Source organism: Paenibacillus hunanensis (assembly GCF_034055775.1).
GTDB classification, from domain to species: Bacteria; Bacillota; Bacilli; order Paenibacillales; family Paenibacillaceae; genus Saccharibacillus; species Saccharibacillus hunanensis.
The window spans coordinates 1156072-1172865 of the sequence record NZ_CP139194.1; the positions used below are offsets into that span (position 1 = coordinate 1156072).

Here is a 16794-nt window from a genome sequence, read left to right on the forward strand (position 1 = left end):
ATGAATAATGCATCAGCAGCTTTAAAAGTAGCAGCAGGACTTTTCCTTACCATCGCTTTGATCACAATCGTCGTTGTGCTGTTTATTAGCGCGCAGGAAGCAACCAAGACCGCACAGAATAATTTTTCTGGCATTCAAAAAGAGCTGGATCAAACTCAATATGCGGTGTACGACAATACGAATATTTCAGGTAGCCAGGTCGTGTCCTCGCTACGTAAGTTTAAAGATCAAGGTGGATTCGGCATCATGGTGAAAACAGGTAAAAACCCGAATGGGAATTGGTATTTTAATGAAGTGAATACGACTTCTTCTGTCGATAGTGTGGATTACGGTTCGGTGAATAAGACCAAGCCATCCGGTAGTCTGTCAGATGCAATGGATCAAGCGTCGGGTAACTACATTAACCCAACCGGAACATTCAAAAGCGAAATTATTCGCGATCGCAGTAATGTCGTTCGTGCGCTAGTATTCAGTCAGAACTGAACGTAGGAGTAGCAAGTGATCTAAGCAAACAGTAGCACTAGATGAGATGATACGAATGAAGCAGGCTAACACAATCTCGATGTATACCATGCGGGCAGTAGCATACGCTACCGTCCGCATAATCTAGTTAAAGGAAATGATGGCGCTATGGGAATTGGAGAGCATGCGAAGACCGCATTGTGGCTTGGAGCAGGCATGTTATTATTTATCATCTGTCTGTCCGCAGGCTCACGCCTATTTCAGACAACAACCGGTATTAATGCCAAAGTGTATACATTAATCAACACAACCGATAAAAACCAGCAAGCTACATTAAAAATGGAAAGTGACTACACCTGCACCGGAGCTGAGGTTGTTCAGACGCTCTATCAAATTCAAGAGCTAAATGCGACTGTTCTAGTGAATGGACAGCGATTCGACAGCAGTATGGACCCGGATGAAATGGATGTATCTCATATAGATGTGAATCGTACGTATCACCCGACCTATGTACGGGACACGCAGGGGCGATTAACGCTGCTTACCTATGACGCAAGCTGAGGGAGGAACCGAGCATGAGTAATGCAATTATGAAAATTTTTGCCGCTTTGCTAGCACTGCTGCTGATGGGCATATGGCCGATTTATACGGCATACAGCTCTCAGGATAACAGCTCGCAGATCGTGGCGCTGAATGCAGTGACTCGATTCGTGGATAGCGTGCGCGATAAAGGCTATATTACGCCGACGATGATGCAGCAGTTTAAAGACCAGTTATTTTTAACAGGCAATACCTACGATATTCAGATGGAGCATCAGCATAAGCGCTACGATCCAGTGTATGACGATGATGCTAATTTTAAAAATACATATCAGGTGCATTATGAAGGCTACTATAACAGCCAGATTGAAGCGAAGTTGTTCCCGGCTGGTAACGATAATCCAGATGATCCAGTACGAGTGTACAAGCTGAGTCAGGGAGATTTTTTCAGTGTGACTGTGAAAAATACGAATCGCACAATGGCTACCCTGATGGGAGATATGCTATTTGGTGGGGGAAATGCACCGAATGAGAAGATCGTAATTCCGTATGGAGGGATGATCTTAAATGAAGATTACTAATCTAGCAGTGATCTTCGTGCTGATCCTATTATTTGTATTTGTGAAGAATAATCTGGATCAGGAGGACAATCGCAATAATCTACAGCTACAGCTTCGGTATAACAAGGCAATCGATACAGCAACACAGGATGCAGCTCATGCGCTTATTACCAATGCGAGCCAGCTTGCGGAGAGTCAGTATCAGTCTACCAAGCAGGTACGGATCAATAAGGAAGCGGCGGCAGATACATTTTTTCATACGATGTATTTGAATTTTAATGTGGCAACTGATCCGAATGGTCAGCAGGTGTTAAACGGTTATATTCCCGCCCTGATGGTAGTTGGGTACGATGGCTACTATGTATATCAATTTGAAAAGTATCAAAATGCGGAAGGACAGACGGAGTTTCGCCATGTATGGAGTCCCAAAAAGCCGTATGCGTACAAGGACGAGCAAAATAATACCTATGCGTTCACACTGGACGACTATGTTACGATGCACCGTGCAGCAGATGGAAAGTGGCTACATGGTTTTCGCAGTGAGCTACAGGAGCAGACCAATGTGAAGCTGCTTGAGGATCCTGCTACCTTTGATGCGATGCGTCGTACAACGATTGTGAATGCACTTCAAGATGATCTGGAGCATACGATTAATCGCTACAATACCGATGCGAAGCGTTATGGGATATCCTATACCTTTACCGTTCCATATATTTCGCAGGAGGATTGGAATAATACGATTAACGATGCAGGGGTACTTGCCTTTGTACAGGGCATTCCGCTAGGTAGTCAATATTACAATAATTATGCGCTCGGAGGGGCAAAGATCGTGAAGACCGATACGTTTAATGGTGTTGTTGCGGACGGGCGTAAATATTATTTTCCAGCGCGCTCCTGCCAATCATCGTATGCGACCGAGGAAGTATTCACGTCAGCCAAAGAAGCCGCAGCGAATGGATATTTTCCTCTGAATTGTACTATTGGTAATTAACTTGATTCTTCCGATATAAAGTAAGATGCCTAGAAATTAGCGCATTATTTATTATTTGCCTATGGTAAATACATAAAACAAATAACGCATCGGAATGAAAACTACTATTAACAGGGGGATTTACAATGAAATTGAATGTACTGAAAAAAACAATGCTGTCTGTGGTGGCAAGTTCGTTTATGTTTGGCGTTTTGCCTGTCTATCATGAAGCTCATGCTACCTACAATATTACAGTTCCAACGCAGCAGGTGGAGGTATTGCTGAATGCTCGTAAAATGGCTTTCCCAGATGCGAAGCCATTTCAGGACGAGAATAGCGCTGTGATGGTGCCGATCCGCTTTATCTCGGAGAAGCTGGGGGCGAAGGTCGGATATCAACAAAGTAAAGGCAAGCAGACGGTTACGCTGAAGACGGATAAGCATAGCGTGACGTTGACTGTCGGTTCTTCAACGGCTGTCGTTGATGGAGAGAGCAAGACGTATGACAGCAAAATCATTGTGAAGCAGCAGCGGACGTATGTGCCTTTGCGGTTAGTGAGTGAAGGGTTGGGGCAGTCGGTGGATTGGGATCAGGCGGGTAAATGGGTGTGGATTGGAAGTAAGGATGTGCCGACGCTGGAGGAACTCAATTTGAAGAAGAATCCGATGTCGATGGTGACGAAGTATTTTGATCAGCGTAATGATGGTTATTTTTTGGATAACATACTCGGAGATCCTTACAAAAATGTGGTCATTTTGAAGCAATCAGATTTACCAGTCAAACTCGTTGATGGAACTTTATTTGATGTACAGCGTGTAGAAGTAGATGGGGTTCCGACTATACGAAATCGTTCTGATGAGTCAAACTTTCATATGGGCTATTTAACAAAAAAGCAAGACTATCGTAATCGTTCTGCAATTGATCAATTAAAGACTAAGAACGCAGACGGTACACGATTTAATTATTTTAAAATTGAATCTTGGTATGATTCTTATCTCGGAATTGTTGACCAGCAACCTCTAGCACCTAAAGATTTTGATTATTTCTTAATCCAATATGCAAATAATGATTCAATGGTTCTTCTTGAGAATCCATGGAAACAATAAGATGAAATATTTTACACGTTGGATACAACGTTATAAAAGTTATGTTTCTGTCGGTATGATCCTATGCATTATATGTAATCTTCTTACTCCTTCAAATTTCCTGTTAAATGCTGCTGAAGAATCTCAATCGGTTACACCTTTAAAATATTATAAAGACAAAGATCCCGATACCACAGAAGCGAACTACAGATATTTTGTTGGTATGATGTACTTCGATATGTGGAAAGGAACGACTTGGGATAATGGGCTAGCGCCACAACGGGGGGATGTAGGAGAAGCTGAACAAAATTATGCATTCAATTTTCCGAATCGCACTGTAAAGAGTATACAAGCGGTAGTCTTTAATCCTGAAGACCCTGATAATAAAGATCAATTAGCGTTGTTGCCAGATAATGTAGATCAGAAAAGTTTATTATTGGGATTTTTCGAAGGATCTCGATCAGATGATTGGAAGGATTATAGATCATATATTAGTAATACCACGTCAGATAATGCCATCAGTTTTCAACCTAGTATCTCCGGTATTGGTACAGATACAGCTAAAGTTCCTATTAAACTAAAGATTGGTCTAGATACCAAATCAGGAACAGAACAAGATATTACTTATACTTGCGGTGATCGCTGTAACAATGGTGTAAAAGGTCACCGCATCTACGCCGCCGTTCTCTTCAAAATCGAACTAGCCGCTGACCTCAGCGTCTACTACAAAACGGTGGATGGCAAGTCACTCAATGACATTTTCCCACCACGCATCGAAGAAATGAAGCCAGGTAAGCCATATACATTTGAGCCACCAACACATGAAGGCTATACATATGTAGGCTATAAAAAAACAACAGACGGTAGTGATCCATCGAAGTTTAAAGACATTTCAGAAGGCAATCCACCCAAGCTAGAACCCTACAAAGGAAATTTCGAGCAATACCGGATCTATCAATATTACGAGGTTGGACAACCCTGTCAGCCCGGCCAAACGAATGCAGACAACGAAAACTGTGATGACCCGGACTTGCCCTCGGATGGCTCAGGTGGAATGGGGGCTTGTGAGTACACCATCCTACCACCAACGCAATCACAGGAAGTAACTAAAGGACTGATGAATCCAGAAGCTGCCGGTCATATTTTAGGTGACGATCGCGCGAATGGGCGTCATTTTGATGCAACGAAAGGCATTCCAACAAGTGAGAACCTATACGCTAATGCATGGGGCTATGATTACTTATTCCAGCACAAATTCGGTGAAATGCAAGGAAAGATTAAGTACGATTGTGAAGTGAAAGTACGTTATAGTCTGAAATGGAAAGAGAAAAATAGTAAAGACCAGTGGAAGACGAAAACCGCAAGCGAATCTAAAACATATACATTTGACTTTACCCGAGATTATTCGTACTGGCAGATCAATCAACTACAAGTTTTGGGCATTGATTCTGCGAAGCTAAATAACTATGCTTTGCCAGGTGGCTCTGTCACACTACAAGTAGCCAATTATACACCACCTGCTTTGACCACAGAAGCCAGTACCGAAACGAAGGATCATGTTCGCCCGGCAAAGACGGGTGATGTTAGTTATAGCCCTGGTACAATCGATGGAGGACGAAACGGTCGCCCATCCGTACCTAATGATCGTAGTAAGCTCAAAAGTATGGCTGAAGGCAAAACAGACCAGCCTCAAGTTCGTAATGATGCGATTCAGTTTAGCTATAAGAACAAAGATACTGAAGTCATGAATGGGGATTGGGTGAAAGCAACCACAGTTGCACCTAAGGAGATTCCTGCACCAACGAAGATTCGCTCTTACAAAGATGGGGGTGAACAAGTATTGTACAAAGGTTCCCAGCTCATTAATAAGCGTCTCGTGAATAAAGCGAATACGCCATCGAGCGGAACGATTTTCTATACCATGCTAGAGAGCAATGTCAATGGCGAAGGCGACCAGAACTACACCATCAATGGCATCAATAGCGTGACCGTACATACCCCTGTCGTCGACTATGCCTCCGTTTCAGATGACAAGACGCATAACCAGAAAACTGTCCCAAGCGCGGATCGCATGGCGCTCATTCTGAATCGTCCGTTTACTGTGCGCATTCCTACCACTGGACAGCATCTGGATGTCAATGCGTATCCAGGCTACGGCAAACGAGACTATGCTAAGTATTTCAAAACGAAACAGGTCTGGTTTCCGTTCGATGTGTACAGTGCGGATCACAAAACATTCTATCCCAAGCAAACGTGGATCGATATTCCTGTCCAGCAGCTCGATACGGTATTCCAGCTCCCCGTCTGGATCGATGAAGGCAACTACACAATCGCGTTTCGCACTATCGCTGAAAATGCACCGACCAGCTTCACTGCGCAGCAGGATGCCAATACCGATCTGACTCACCATGTCGCCAAAGATACGGTCGATGTCGAGGTGATCGGACGATTGTACGATTTTCATGTGACCGATATTGCGGACTTTGCCTGGGAAACGGTATTCCGCCAGGCGGTCGGTAGTCCAGTATCAACCGGACGCTCCTACTGGGTTGGGCCAAACGGTATCGATGGCGAGCCACGTGGCAATACGCGTCCGTATGTCCTGCCGATCCTGCGCGGCAGTCATCCGCAGCCCGGCTCGAAAAACGTCACCGTCAAAACGGGCTACCATTTCAAATTCGATCTGAAAACGATGGGAAATATGTTTGGGGATCGGGATGCGATCCAGCTCACGCCGAGCTTTTACTACCAGGATCGGTCGGCAGCGACGGCACCGGAGCGTATTCCTGTCGATCTGTATTACCATTCGGACAAGCAATCGTTTATCCGCATTGGCTCTGCCGCTGATGTCGAGCGCAGACAGGTGACGCTGAATCAACGGCTGCGCAATGTACCGATGGCTGACCTCAAGCAAACCGCGACATCGATCTATGAACTAACGAGCGGCTGGATGATCTCGAAGGAGCAGTATCTGGCTCAATTCTTAAAACGAGCGGGTCAACCCACCTACACTGGGGGTTATGATATTCAGATTCTGCCGTCTCCGCTACGCACATTTATCCAGTCACCAGCGCGCCCAGCGAACGCTTCGGCGACACCTGCACGCGTGAATGCGAGTGTGCAGCAGTGGTACGGGGAATACAGCCTGCCTGCACGTGTATATGCTGTCCCGAAGGGAACCGATTTAGCCGCGTATGGACGTAGTCATGTACTGGATGAGAAATCACCGATCTTTTTGAAGCAGGGCTTTATTGTGGTCAATTTGGATATCGAGTCGATTGTAAATGGTGATACGACACGTCCGCACCTACAATACATCCATGCGCCACTGAGCAACCAGTGGTGGCAGCTGGAAGGGTATGACGGCACCGAAGGGAAACGGGATCATCTGATGACCGATCCATATGGCGTATCGTATGAAGTAGCAGATGGCGATGTATTATTTTATGATACGGATCGTAGCACATATGATGATTACACAAGCCGTGGTACTCATTAATAGAATGCAAAGCCGTATTAAGCATGGATGAGACTAAGCAGATTAACAGCATCAAGAATATTAAAAGTATTAAAGGACTAAGAGCATCAACAGAACTAAAAGCACTAAAAGCACTAAAAGCACTAAAAGCACTAAAAGCACTAAAAGCACTAAAAGCACTAAAAGCACTAAAAGCACTAAAAGCACTAAAAGCACTAAAAGCACTAAAAGCACTAAAAGCACCTATCACCTTATACGCCAAAACAGGCACTTTCTTAGGGCTAATCCCAAGAAAGTGCCTGTTTTATATCAAAAAACAAAACAACTACTTATTCGTCACCTATCCTAAATCGTGCTACCTATCACGCCTATGTCCCTCAACTATAAATCTATTCACTGTACATATTTCAACCCTATATACCTTACCTGCACCTGTACCGCACCTGTACATACTACTGCATACTTCCCTAATTATATTTCACTTACTTCCCCAGCCAGTACGCCAGCACATACAAGAAATAAATATGAGCAGGATAAAATACATAGAATAAATATTTCATATTACGACCCTTGGTACCATTATATAATGCAATTGGAATTGCGGCGAAAACCATCATCCATTGAAATTCGGCAAGCAGCTCAAAATGGCTCATCCATGCGATAAATACGGATACAGCAACGAGTGCAAGCACTTGCCACGAGCGTTTATAACGTAGCAAATGGAATAGAACGCCTAAAATAATAAATACATATCCACCTTCAACCAGTGTTGGTACGGGGATCAACAGATTGCCATACATGAACAGATTGAAAAACACGGGATTGCCAATAGCTGATGAAGTAATGAACTGCATAGCAGCCTGACTCAGAACGATAGGAAGGATAAATGCGATAATCGCTGCACCCATTTGAGCATATTTACGTGCCTTGATCGAATTAATGAACCAATCGATCACGAACATATAGAGTACAGCTAAAAATAGCGTACCAAAGATGTTGTTAATCAGCACATGTTCAGATGGAAGTTGACGCTGAATAATCATACTCATGATGCCCATTAGCACATAGCCAATATATAAATGCAGCATGTACTTCCATTTACTGCGTGTGTAATAATATCCCTCTGCACTTGCAAACAGGAAGATCGGCGCTACAATACGTCCGATCCATGTAAACCAGATGGGAACATCATTCGGGAAAAATTGATGAATGTGATCGAATACCATCAGCAGTATACCGATAAGCTTGAGCTGAAAGCTGCTCAGACGAAAAGTCGAACCCGTTAAAGCCGTTAATGTAGACATAGAAAAACCTCCATATTCGATAAATAACTAAACTCAGATCATTAGAACTCCCAACGCCGGAGTAGTTCTGTTTCATGAGCTCAGCATATCGAATACGGAGGTTGCTTCCCATCGAATCAGCTTAAAAACACCTTACAGTTCAGTAAGCTAGCGTTCGCTGTCATGTTGTTATTGTATAGCTATTGTCATCTGTGCATATCGAGTATCCTTGCTTTTTATGGCTATATTGGAATTCTACCGGATCTGATTTGCCTCGTACGATCTCCGCAGTGCATAATTTATTACGCATTACGCATTACGCATTACGCATTACGCATTACGCATTACGCATTACGCATTACGCATTACGCATTACGCATTACGCATTACGCATTACGCATTACGCAAGCAGTCTGATCTTTGGACATCAGCTGCGAGATTATTTAAACGTAATCGATTGATGCATCGCATCCCATGCATTCTGTCCAATAATCCCCAGGCGCCACAGGGCGACCCCTTTTAATTGATAGCGTTTAGCAAGTCCAATCTTAGCATTAACGCTGCTAGCATCCTCACTACTCAGGGAGATGCCGAGCATCAGCTTCGATGCGTCTGTATTTTGCAATGCCATCAGGATCGCATCATTCACTTTATCCATCGGCTCTGGACTTTTCTTATCGGTATAGTCGTACGCCATAATAATCAGGTCATCCGCCATTGCGCCCAGCTGCTTGTAATCATAGCCTGTATACGAGCTGTTGAGCGGATGCAGGGCAAGTGTAAGCTTCAATCCTGCTTGATGCGCTTTGGTCGATAGATTTTTAATAAAGGCGTTATAGTCACTGCGTGCTTTTGCCTTGTCTCCACTCCAGCCCAATCCTTCAAAATCGAGCAGAATACCTTTGAATCCTTTTGAGCTCGCCGTATCGATCATCGCTTGAATCGTACGATTTTGGAGCTCCTGATTTTCCAGATTACGAGTCAGCTCGCCGTGGCCGTCAACGGCGTATACCATCAGATACGGAGTGGTACCGTTAGCAGCGGTATTTTGAATGATCGATTCTGGTGTATCGGCTCCAGCAGCCTGAGGCCATTTGTATTCGGTGCTTGTAGTAGAGAATTCGCCATCGGTTGTAATCCGGCTCCAGCCATACGCGACCGCATTGAAATCGGGCACGAACGCACGCTCATCGTAGGACGAGATCGCATAGAAGCCCATTGTATACATATTCTTGATCGGTGAAGTGATGGCTACGGTTCGTGTGGAGGCGTTCCAGTTTACGCTGGCTCCGAATTGTTGACTAAAAAAGCTAAGAGGGATCATCGTTGTATTACTAATCGTTTGCGGAGCGACAGCAAGTGATACGTTCGCGCCATCGACAACTGCGGTTTTGCTATTCATCGTAAGTATAATGTTCTTGGTCTTATTCTGATTTGTTGCTGTAGCGGTAATCGTTTTAGCTGCCTGATTCCAGCTTACCTTTACACCAAGTGCTTCTGAGATGGCGCGGAATGGAACGAGTGTCGCTCCATTTTTAATAACGGGCGCTGTAGGAAAAGGTAATGGATAGCCGTCTAACATAATGTTCGTAGCGGGTGTAGCCGCTTCTGCGGCAGGCAAGGAGGCAGCAGGCAACGTAAACGAACCTGCACCAAGGATACAAGCGAGCGACGCAGTGAGTAACCATTTTTTCATCATAAACCTCCTGTTGATATGGGATAATAAAGAATAGAGCAATTCTCTTCCATGTTACTGTCTTTAGTTTACCAGAACGAGCACCAAGAGGAATTATACAAATCCTGATAATTATGTCATAATTGATATTTTTATGAGAAATGGAGGAGAAAAGAATCAGAGGCGATACACATCTTTTGACCTCACTTTGTATCTATACGAACCAATTTGATTTTTTTGCATACAAAATAGTTCTGAAATCGAGTACACTTATGAAGTGTTAAAAGTATGTAAACTGGTGGAAAGCTAGCCACCAGAAGGAATCGGATTGTAGGCATTTAAATTTAGAGACATATCGGTTATATTAGGATTAGGGTACACTGGTGTTCGGGCATGATGTCGATCCATGCTACTATTTGATACCAAGACGATCCGCTGATTATGAAAGTATAGATGTGGTCCCTATCTTTCGGAAAGCAGATCGTAAGGACAAACGGAAATAAAGCTTGACCCGAAACCTATCATCAATGCAACCCGGAATCTGTGCTGTCTTTCGAAAGGGTATAACCGTACTTCTGGAAAAAGAGCCGTTATGCCGGGGAATATATGGACAGATGAAGAACATGATTAGAATACTGCTACATCTGCATCCTGGTATGTACCTATCGATCATCACGATCAGACACCATACTGTTCGTGAATGAATGTTAGATGGAGTAAGACAGATCGGCTATGTGGATAGCGATCATTTCATTATAAAAGTATATTGTATTCGGTAATAATTCAGACATCGTGTATGCGCTGAGATTAGGCCGAAGCCTGGGCATGACTAAGCCCGGCTTCGGTCTATTTTTTTTACAAAGGAGGTCGACGAGATGGAATCCAAATCGATGTTATATATTGGCCAGGATCCAATCAATCTCCAACTGGTTCGTTACCTGCTCAGTAAAAAATTCCCCCATATTAAGCTGATTCAGGTAGGCAGCAGTGATGAAGCGATGTCGAAGCTAGGGGAGGATTCACCTGCACTGGTGCTGGTTGATATTCAGCTTCCGATCACGGAGGAATACACCATTCCAGATAAGCTAAAACAACAGGCTGATCATGAATCTACTCCAATCTGGGCAGTAAGTGGTTGTGTGATGGAGCAGGATATTATCCGTGCGTATCGATCAGGGTTTGACCGATATTTTACAAAACCTCTTCACCTGCTTAGCTTTACTCATCATCTGCGCCGAGAACTGGACGGATGATCTTTACAATCGATACATGTCGCAGGCGATATCGTGATTCTCTTATCCATGTCTGCTCCTGCTCATGTAAGGTTGGTCTCGAAGCAATCCGTTACGTATTCCGACTCTTTAAAATGTGGAGTGTATAAATCATTGAATGCAAAAAGTATAATCACACAAGCGACCAGCTATACTACAAAGCTATTACGCAATCGTTTTGGCAAGGGACCGGAATCGGTATCGATTCATCTGTGCAAAAATTGCGTAGTCTTTCATTTGAAAAATTTTATTAGCCCGGTGGAAAAGTTTCTAATTAGTCAGGAGGAGGAGCAGGCTTTTCGCTATACGCGTGACCTGATCATGAAATCACTACTGCCTGAACTACGAAGTTTTCTCCAGCACCAGCTTCATATGGATGTGATCGATTGGTACTATGACTGGGGGCTGCATCATGCCTCCGGTGTTATTGTAGCGCTGCTAGGTCCAGAAACTTCACCAGCTACAGACTACAAGCACAAGCAGATCATCCACCAGCAGATCATCCAGACGACAAACGCCTTACAGAAGCCGCCGGAATATATCGATTCCTGGTGGGTGAATACGCGTATGCTGTTTATTTTCCGGCGTGGAACGACGATTTTGCTGGAAAAGGAATTTATCGCCCTCGGGTATGAGCAGATGCTGCGCGTGACGAAGGACAAGCTGGAGAAAAGGCTGCTGGAAAAGCAAACCAATATCGAGCAGATTGTCGGCAAAAAAATCGCTGATCTGTATGTGGATTGGAATTTTGAGAAGGATCACAGTATGATCATTTATTTATTTGAAGACCATATGACAGCAGAGCCTGTAAGGCAGGAAGGATAACGATCATTACCTGCCACTGATATACGACTATGGTTGTAGATCAAGAGACAGCTAAGGGGTACGAATGCAACATTTTGCCTGATTCCGAGTTCCAATATCGTCAATTGACTGTTAGTAGGGTATATTGGCTATAATACATGATTCCATGCGCATCCTTAATTTCAGCATGAGACACACAGAATGTATACGATATTATAAATGGTGGTGTACTCGTTTTGAAAACTAGGGAAATGATCAGTCAGTCGACGTCTTATGTAACCAAGTTGCTTCGTAGTCGCTTTGGAAAAGGACCACAGTCCGTGAAGATTGTATTGTCAGAGCGCTGCATCGTGTTTCAGCTTCGTAATTTTATTAGTCCGGTGGAAGATTTTCTACTTGTGCACAATGAGGAGGAAACCTTTCGTTATACACGTGAGCTCGTTATGAATGCGGTACTGGAAGACTTGCAGACATTTCTGCAACAGGAGCTTGGGCTGCCGATTAGCGATATGTACTACGATTGGGGCGTACATAATGCTTCGGGTATGATTGTAGGACTACTGGAGGTTGATTCAAGCGATAAGGCTCCCAATTATGATGGAAAGGAAGCCTTAGAGCGATCGTTATCGGATATTCTGGAAGAAATCCAAAAGCGTCCAGAGCATATGGATTCCTGGTGGGTTGATGCTTCGACTCTATGTGTGTATCGCCGTGGAATCACAAAGCTGATTGAGCTGGAGCTGATCGAGCTAGGTCATTTGGATCTGCTCAAAACAGCCAAGCGTCGATTGGAAAAGCGATTGATTGCACAGCATGTAGACACTCAGAAGCATATCGGTAGATCGCAATATGAGCTTTATCTGGATTGGGATTTTGGCAGAGACGATGGTATTATTTTATACATTTTCGAATAAAGGATGGTATCAGCAGGAGCGCATGGAGCATCGATCAGCCGTAGATTGGTTGATCGAGCCATCCTATATATAGCAAAAGGCGGCGTGGATTGTTCCACACCGCCTTTTTGTTGTCATTCTATAGTTGCTAGATCAAGCTACTTGTTATGCAAACGACCTATTAAGCAAATTGCTTCGGATTGGAGCCAAAACGGTTGTCTCCTGGAGTGCCTTCCAGACACAGGAAGATAAGCAAAATAATCGAGCCAACAAATGGAACGAGCGCAATCAGAATCCACCAGCCACTGCGATCCGTATCATGCAAGCGACGAACGACAACGCCCAGACCTGGCAGCAATACAGCCAGAGAGTACAGACCGGACAGTACGCCGTTGATACCCATCAGAGATTCCAGCAAATACAGCACCAGGATGATTGGAATCGAAATCAACACATACATCCAGTATTCCTTACGTCTTGCTCTTCCTTGGAAATTCACATAATCCTTCAAAACCTTTAGATACCAGTTCACTTACTGTTCCTCCTACAATATATGTATTTAATTAAAGCACTACATTTATACCATACAAATCCAGTAAAGTGAATGTTTATTTAGGTTGATATTACTTTTATTTACAATAAATCTGGTATACAAATAAAATCAGTTATTTGGTCCTACATCGTATTTGCATAGAAAAGTAAGGCAGCCACGGATTTTGAGGCTGTTCTAGTACGGAAGACATCCAGCTACCACGACTGATTCCTAGCGAAGTCAAATGCTTGCATTTTCGTTTGTAATTAACGCTGGTCAAAGCCTATTTTCGTGATACAATACTTAAAGTCTATGCACGACCATGTGAATCAGGAAGGATCGTACAACCTATGAATCAACCCCCGTTTATTGCCGTTGAAGGCCCGATTGGTGCGGGTAAAACAACGCTGTCCACGATGCTATCGCAGGAGCTTGGACTGCCGATTCTCAAGGAAATCGTAGAGGAAAATCCGTTTCTCGGTAAGTTTTATGAAAATATCGACGAATGGAGCTTTCAGCTTGAGATGTTTTTCCTGTGTAATCGTTACAAGCAGCTCGAAGATACAGGCATCCAGTATATTGCCAACAATCAGCCGGTCATTTCCGATTATCATATCTATAAAAATATGATTTTTGCCCAGCGTACATTAAAAGGTGTCAAACGCGAAAAGTATCGCCAAATCTACCATCTGTTAACCGATGATCTGCCGAAGCCGGATGTGATCGTCTATATCCGTGCGAGTCTGGATACATTGCTACGACGGATTGCCAAGCGTCAGCGCTCATTTGAGCAAGGCATGGATACCGCTTATTTGGAGCAATTGATCCTTGATTATGATGAGGCGATGGCCGCCATTGCCGAGCGTGAGCCAGATACGACGATTATTACGATCGATGGCGACACGATTGATTTTGTGGAAAACAGGGAGCAATTCGATGAGATTGCTACCCGCTTAAAGGAGCTTATACATGAACGAATACAACATACCTGAAAATGCGCTGATCACGATTGCTGGTACGGTAGGCGTCGGCAAATCGACACTCACGTCAGCGCTGGCAGAACGCCTGAATTTTAAAACATCGCTAGAAAAGGTCGATCATAATCCATATCTGGAGAAGTTTTATCATGATTTTGAGCGTTGGAGCTTTCACCTGCAAATTTATTTTCTAGCTGAGCGCTTCAAGGAGCAAAAGCAGATTTTTGAAGCAGGCGGCGGCTTTGTACAGGATCGGTCGATCTATGAGGACACTGGTATTTTTGCCAAAATGCACGCGGACAAAGGTACGATGTCGGTTACCGACTATGAGACGTACACGAGCCTGTTCGAGGCGATGGTGATGACCCCATACTTCCCGCATCCTGATGTGCTGGTGTATCTGGAAGGTAGCTTGCCGTCCATTCTGAACCGCATTCAGCTGCGTGGACGTCAGATGGAAATTGATACTGATCGCTCCTACTGGGAGCAGATGCATGGACGTTATGCAAAATGGATCAATGAATTTACTGCTTGTCCGATTCTGCGTCTGAATATTGACGAATATGATGTGAATGATCCTGCTTCGATGGATGAGATTCTGCGCCAGATCAGCGTTGTGATTGCAGATGTGCGTGCGGAGAAGAAGCTGCATGTGACAGGCTGAGTGAGCCGATAAGCGATGAAGTGAATAAACGATTAAGGTATAGACCATTAGTAGCGTACAGCGCTGCAATGGTCTATTTTTATTGTACATAAAAATGAAATAACAAGACTAATTTACCGCTTATTATAGATTTATCCAATTTAGTGTATAGTTCCAAAGTCATGAATATTTATATATGTAATATTTATGTATTGATTTATATAGCAAGCAAATGATAGGATGCAGAGGTCTAAACGGCTTGTGAACCCAGTATCATAGGACGAGCTGTTGTAAGACCAACGAGGAAATAGAATAGGGGTAGTACCGTACACACGGTACTAGGAAGGAAGGTATCCATTGAAATTTGCCAAAAAGTTTGCCCTCGCAGGGGCAGTAGTCTGGATGATGATCGGCATAACATCTGCCTATGCATCCGACAGTAGCAGTACACAGACCGAGAGTACATACAACTGGGTAGCAGGTCCAAAGAAAGTAGAAATGGATGATATTGCTTCGCTGGATTTGAGTAAGGAGTTTTACTTTTTAAATGGTGATGATACTAAGAAGATGACGATCGATTCTAATGATGTTCCGAGCGGTCAGGAGATCGGTAGTGTATTTCCAGCGAATGATAGTCAGAGCTGGTGGGTACTGTTTGAGTACAACGATTCCGGTCATATCGCCGACGATGAGAAAAATGATATTGATGCTGATGATCTGCTGGATAGCTATCGTCGCGGCACGGAAGAAAACAATAAACAAGTGCCAGCAGAAAATCAGCTCCAGGTCATTGGTTGGGATCAAGCACCAAAATATGATGAGGCTACACGTAATCTGACCTGGTCACTGAAGCTACAGAATTATCAGAATCAGCCTATTATTAACTATAATTCTCGTATTCTGACACGTACCGGGTACATTTCCGTGATTCTAGTTACTGACCCGGGTAATATGGCTGCGGATCGTCAGATTCTGGAACAGCAAATTTTGCCCAAGCTAACTATAAAAAGTGGCAATACATATACAGACTTTGATCAGTCGATTGATCACGTATCTGAAATGGGATTGACCGGATTGATTGTAGGTGGCGCCGGACTGGTTGCTGCTAAAAAATTAGGTCTGCTGCTTTTGTTGAAAAAATTCTGGTATGTGATTGCAGCTCTAGTTGTAGCTGCTTTCGGTTGGGTAAAGCGTCTGTTTACGCGTTCACGTGAACGCAAGCAGGACTCGCCTTATCATTCTTCCGATCCGGGCAATAGCCCTTCGGATAATGGAGGAAACAACAACAATACTTCGCCGACGGTCAATTTGCATAAAGATGCTACAGAGCATGAGCGCAATGATCGTAACGACCGTATGAATGGTTAACACGAGCATCTAGAATTCAAATGCTTTGAATAACGGGCTTGAATAAAATAGCTGGAATCAAAAGGTACGTCAATTCAACCACAGTATCGTCTCTTCATATAGAGACTGTACTGTGGTTTTTGTTTATGTTCCCATTTAACAATCGAAAAGCTGGAGTTAAGTCGTGTTAACAAGCGATAGCGTTTCAATATTGAAAGCGTCATCCATCCAGTACATTCTTCCCTTGAAAAGCGTATACGGTGGCTATAGAATA

General features: G+C 43.7%; 15 protein-coding genes. 12 read left to right on the forward strand and 3 right to left on the reverse strand.

The features are described from left to right. The 6 genes from SK066_RS04590 (at nucleotide 1) to SK066_RS04615 (ending at nucleotide 7116) form a co-directional block, all read left to right on the forward strand. Nucleotides 1-483, forward strand: a complete 483-nt coding sequence (locus tag SK066_RS04590; RefSeq protein ID WP_320543820.1) for an ABC transporter permease — start codon at nucleotides 1-3, stop codon at nucleotides 481-483. A 147-nt stretch (nucleotides 484-630) separates the two neighbouring features. After that, nucleotides 631-1023, forward strand: coding sequence for a hypothetical protein (locus tag SK066_RS04595; RefSeq protein ID WP_320543821.1), 393 nt, complete (start codon nucleotides 631-633; stop codon nucleotides 1021-1023). A 14-nt stretch (nucleotides 1024-1037) separates the two neighbouring features. Continuing rightward, nucleotides 1038-1583, forward strand: coding sequence for a hypothetical protein (locus tag SK066_RS04600; protein ID WP_188776858.1), 546 nt, complete (start codon nucleotides 1038-1040; stop codon nucleotides 1581-1583). Continuing rightward, complete coding sequence (locus tag SK066_RS04605; protein ID WP_320543822.1) at nucleotides 1570-2553, forward strand: hypothetical protein; 984 nt, start codon at nucleotides 1570-1572, stop codon at nucleotides 2551-2553. Before SK066_RS04600 ends, SK066_RS04605 begins: the two co-directional genes overlap by 14 nt. Before the next feature lie 125 nt (nucleotides 2554-2678). Continuing rightward, nucleotides 2679-3638, forward strand: a complete 960-nt coding sequence (locus SK066_RS04610; RefSeq protein WP_320543823.1) for a copper amine oxidase N-terminal domain-containing protein — start codon at nucleotides 2679-2681, stop codon at nucleotides 3636-3638. 712 nt (nucleotides 3639-4350) lie between these two features. Beyond that, a complete protein-coding gene (locus SK066_RS04615) occupies nucleotides 4351-7116 on the forward strand; it encodes a DUF5704 domain-containing protein (RefSeq protein WP_320543824.1) in 2766 nt (921 codons plus the stop codon). A 461-nt stretch (nucleotides 7117-7577) separates the two neighbouring features. On the opposite strand, the gene SK066_RS04620 is transcribed toward SK066_RS04615, so the two are convergent. Next, nucleotides 7578-8399 (reverse strand): TraX family protein, encoded by an 822-nt coding sequence (locus SK066_RS04620; protein ID WP_320543825.1) that lies wholly within the window; start codon nucleotides 8397-8399, stop codon nucleotides 7578-7580. A gap of 418 nt (nucleotides 8400-8817) precedes the next feature. Next, nucleotides 8818-10074: a stalk domain-containing protein gene (locus SK066_RS04625; RefSeq protein ID WP_320544802.1), complete on the reverse strand. Its 1257-nt coding sequence runs from the start codon at nucleotides 10072-10074 to the stop codon at nucleotides 8818-8820. A gap of 854 nt (nucleotides 10075-10928) precedes the next feature. Between SK066_RS04625 and SK066_RS04630 the strand changes: the two genes are divergently transcribed. From SK066_RS04630 to SK066_RS04640, 3 genes are all read left to right on the forward strand, one after another. Then, nucleotides 10929-11306: a response regulator gene (locus SK066_RS04630; protein ID WP_320543826.1), complete on the forward strand. Its 378-nt coding sequence runs from the start codon at nucleotides 10929-10931 to the stop codon at nucleotides 11304-11306. A 132-nt stretch (nucleotides 11307-11438) separates the two neighbouring features. Further along, entirely contained in the window at nucleotides 11439-12149 is a 711-nt protein-coding gene (locus SK066_RS04635; RefSeq protein WP_320543827.1) for a Na-translocating system protein MpsC family protein, read from the forward strand. Between the two features lie 215 nt (nucleotides 12150-12364). Continuing rightward, the gene (locus SK066_RS04640; RefSeq protein ID WP_320543828.1) at nucleotides 12365-13042 is read left to right on the forward strand and encodes a Na-translocating system protein MpsC family protein; all 678 of its coding nucleotides are present in this window, start codon (nucleotides 12365-12367) and stop codon (nucleotides 13040-13042) included. Between the two features lie 160 nt (nucleotides 13043-13202). On the opposite strand, the gene SK066_RS04645 is transcribed toward SK066_RS04640, so the two are convergent. Continuing rightward, nucleotides 13203-13553 (reverse strand): DUF805 domain-containing protein, encoded by a 351-nt coding sequence (locus SK066_RS04645; RefSeq protein WP_250344029.1) that lies wholly within the window; start codon nucleotides 13551-13553, stop codon nucleotides 13203-13205. A gap of 350 nt (nucleotides 13554-13903) precedes the next feature. Between SK066_RS04645 and SK066_RS04650 the strand changes: the two genes are divergently transcribed. The 3 genes from SK066_RS04650 (at nucleotide 13904) to SK066_RS04660 (ending at nucleotide 16541) form a co-directional block, all read left to right on the forward strand. Continuing rightward, a complete protein-coding gene (locus tag SK066_RS04650) occupies nucleotides 13904-14545 on the forward strand; it encodes a deoxynucleoside kinase (protein ID WP_188776867.1) in 642 nt (213 codons plus the stop codon). Continuing rightward, the gene (locus SK066_RS04655) at nucleotides 14523-15194 is read left to right on the forward strand and encodes a deoxynucleoside kinase (RefSeq protein WP_320543829.1); all 672 of its coding nucleotides are present in this window, start codon (nucleotides 14523-14525) and stop codon (nucleotides 15192-15194) included. The genes SK066_RS04650 and SK066_RS04655 overlap by 23 nt, the downstream gene beginning before the upstream one ends. Before the next feature lie 336 nt (nucleotides 15195-15530). Beyond that, nucleotides 15531-16541 carry a DUF2167 domain-containing protein gene (locus tag SK066_RS04660; protein WP_320543830.1) on the forward strand — a complete coding sequence of 337 codons (1011 nt, stop codon included), beginning with the start codon at nucleotides 15531-15533 and terminating at the stop codon, nucleotides 16539-16541. The last annotated feature ends 253 nt before the right edge of the window (nucleotides 16542-16794 follow it).

Bases quoted from the DNA above. Each gene is read 5' to 3' on its own strand.
- SK066_RS04590 (WP_320543820.1), top strand. From the start codon at position 1: ATGAATAATGCATCAGCAGCTTTAAAAGTAGCAGCAGGACTTTTCCTT.
- SK066_RS04595 (WP_320543821.1), top strand. From the start codon at position 631: ATGGGAATTGGAGAGCATGCGAAGACCGCATTGTGGCTTGGAGCAGGC.
- SK066_RS04620 (WP_320543825.1), bottom strand. From the start codon at position 8,399: ATGTCTACATTAACGGCTTTAACGGGTTCGACTTTTCGTCTGAGCAGC.
- SK066_RS04630 (WP_320543826.1), top strand. From the start codon at position 10,929: ATGGAATCCAAATCGATGTTATATATTGGCCAGGATCCAATCAATCTC.
- SK066_RS04655 (WP_320543829.1), top strand. From the start codon at position 14,523: ATGAACGAATACAACATACCTGAAAATGCGCTGATCACGATTGCTGGT.
- SK066_RS04605 (WP_320543822.1), top strand. From the start codon at position 1,570: ATGAAGATTACTAATCTAGCAGTGATCTTCGTGCTGATCCTATTATTT.
- SK066_RS04625 (WP_320544802.1), bottom strand. From the start codon at position 10,074: ATGAAAAAATGGTTACTCACTGCGTCGCTCGCTTGTATCCTTGGTGCA.
- SK066_RS04610 (WP_320543823.1), top strand. From the start codon at position 2,679: ATGAAATTGAATGTACTGAAAAAAACAATGCTGTCTGTGGTGGCAAGT.
- SK066_RS04600 (WP_188776858.1), top strand. From the start codon at position 1,038: ATGAGTAATGCAATTATGAAAATTTTTGCCGCTTTGCTAGCACTGCTG.
- SK066_RS04650 (WP_188776867.1), top strand. From the start codon at position 13,904: ATGAATCAACCCCCGTTTATTGCCGTTGAAGGCCCGATTGGTGCGGGT.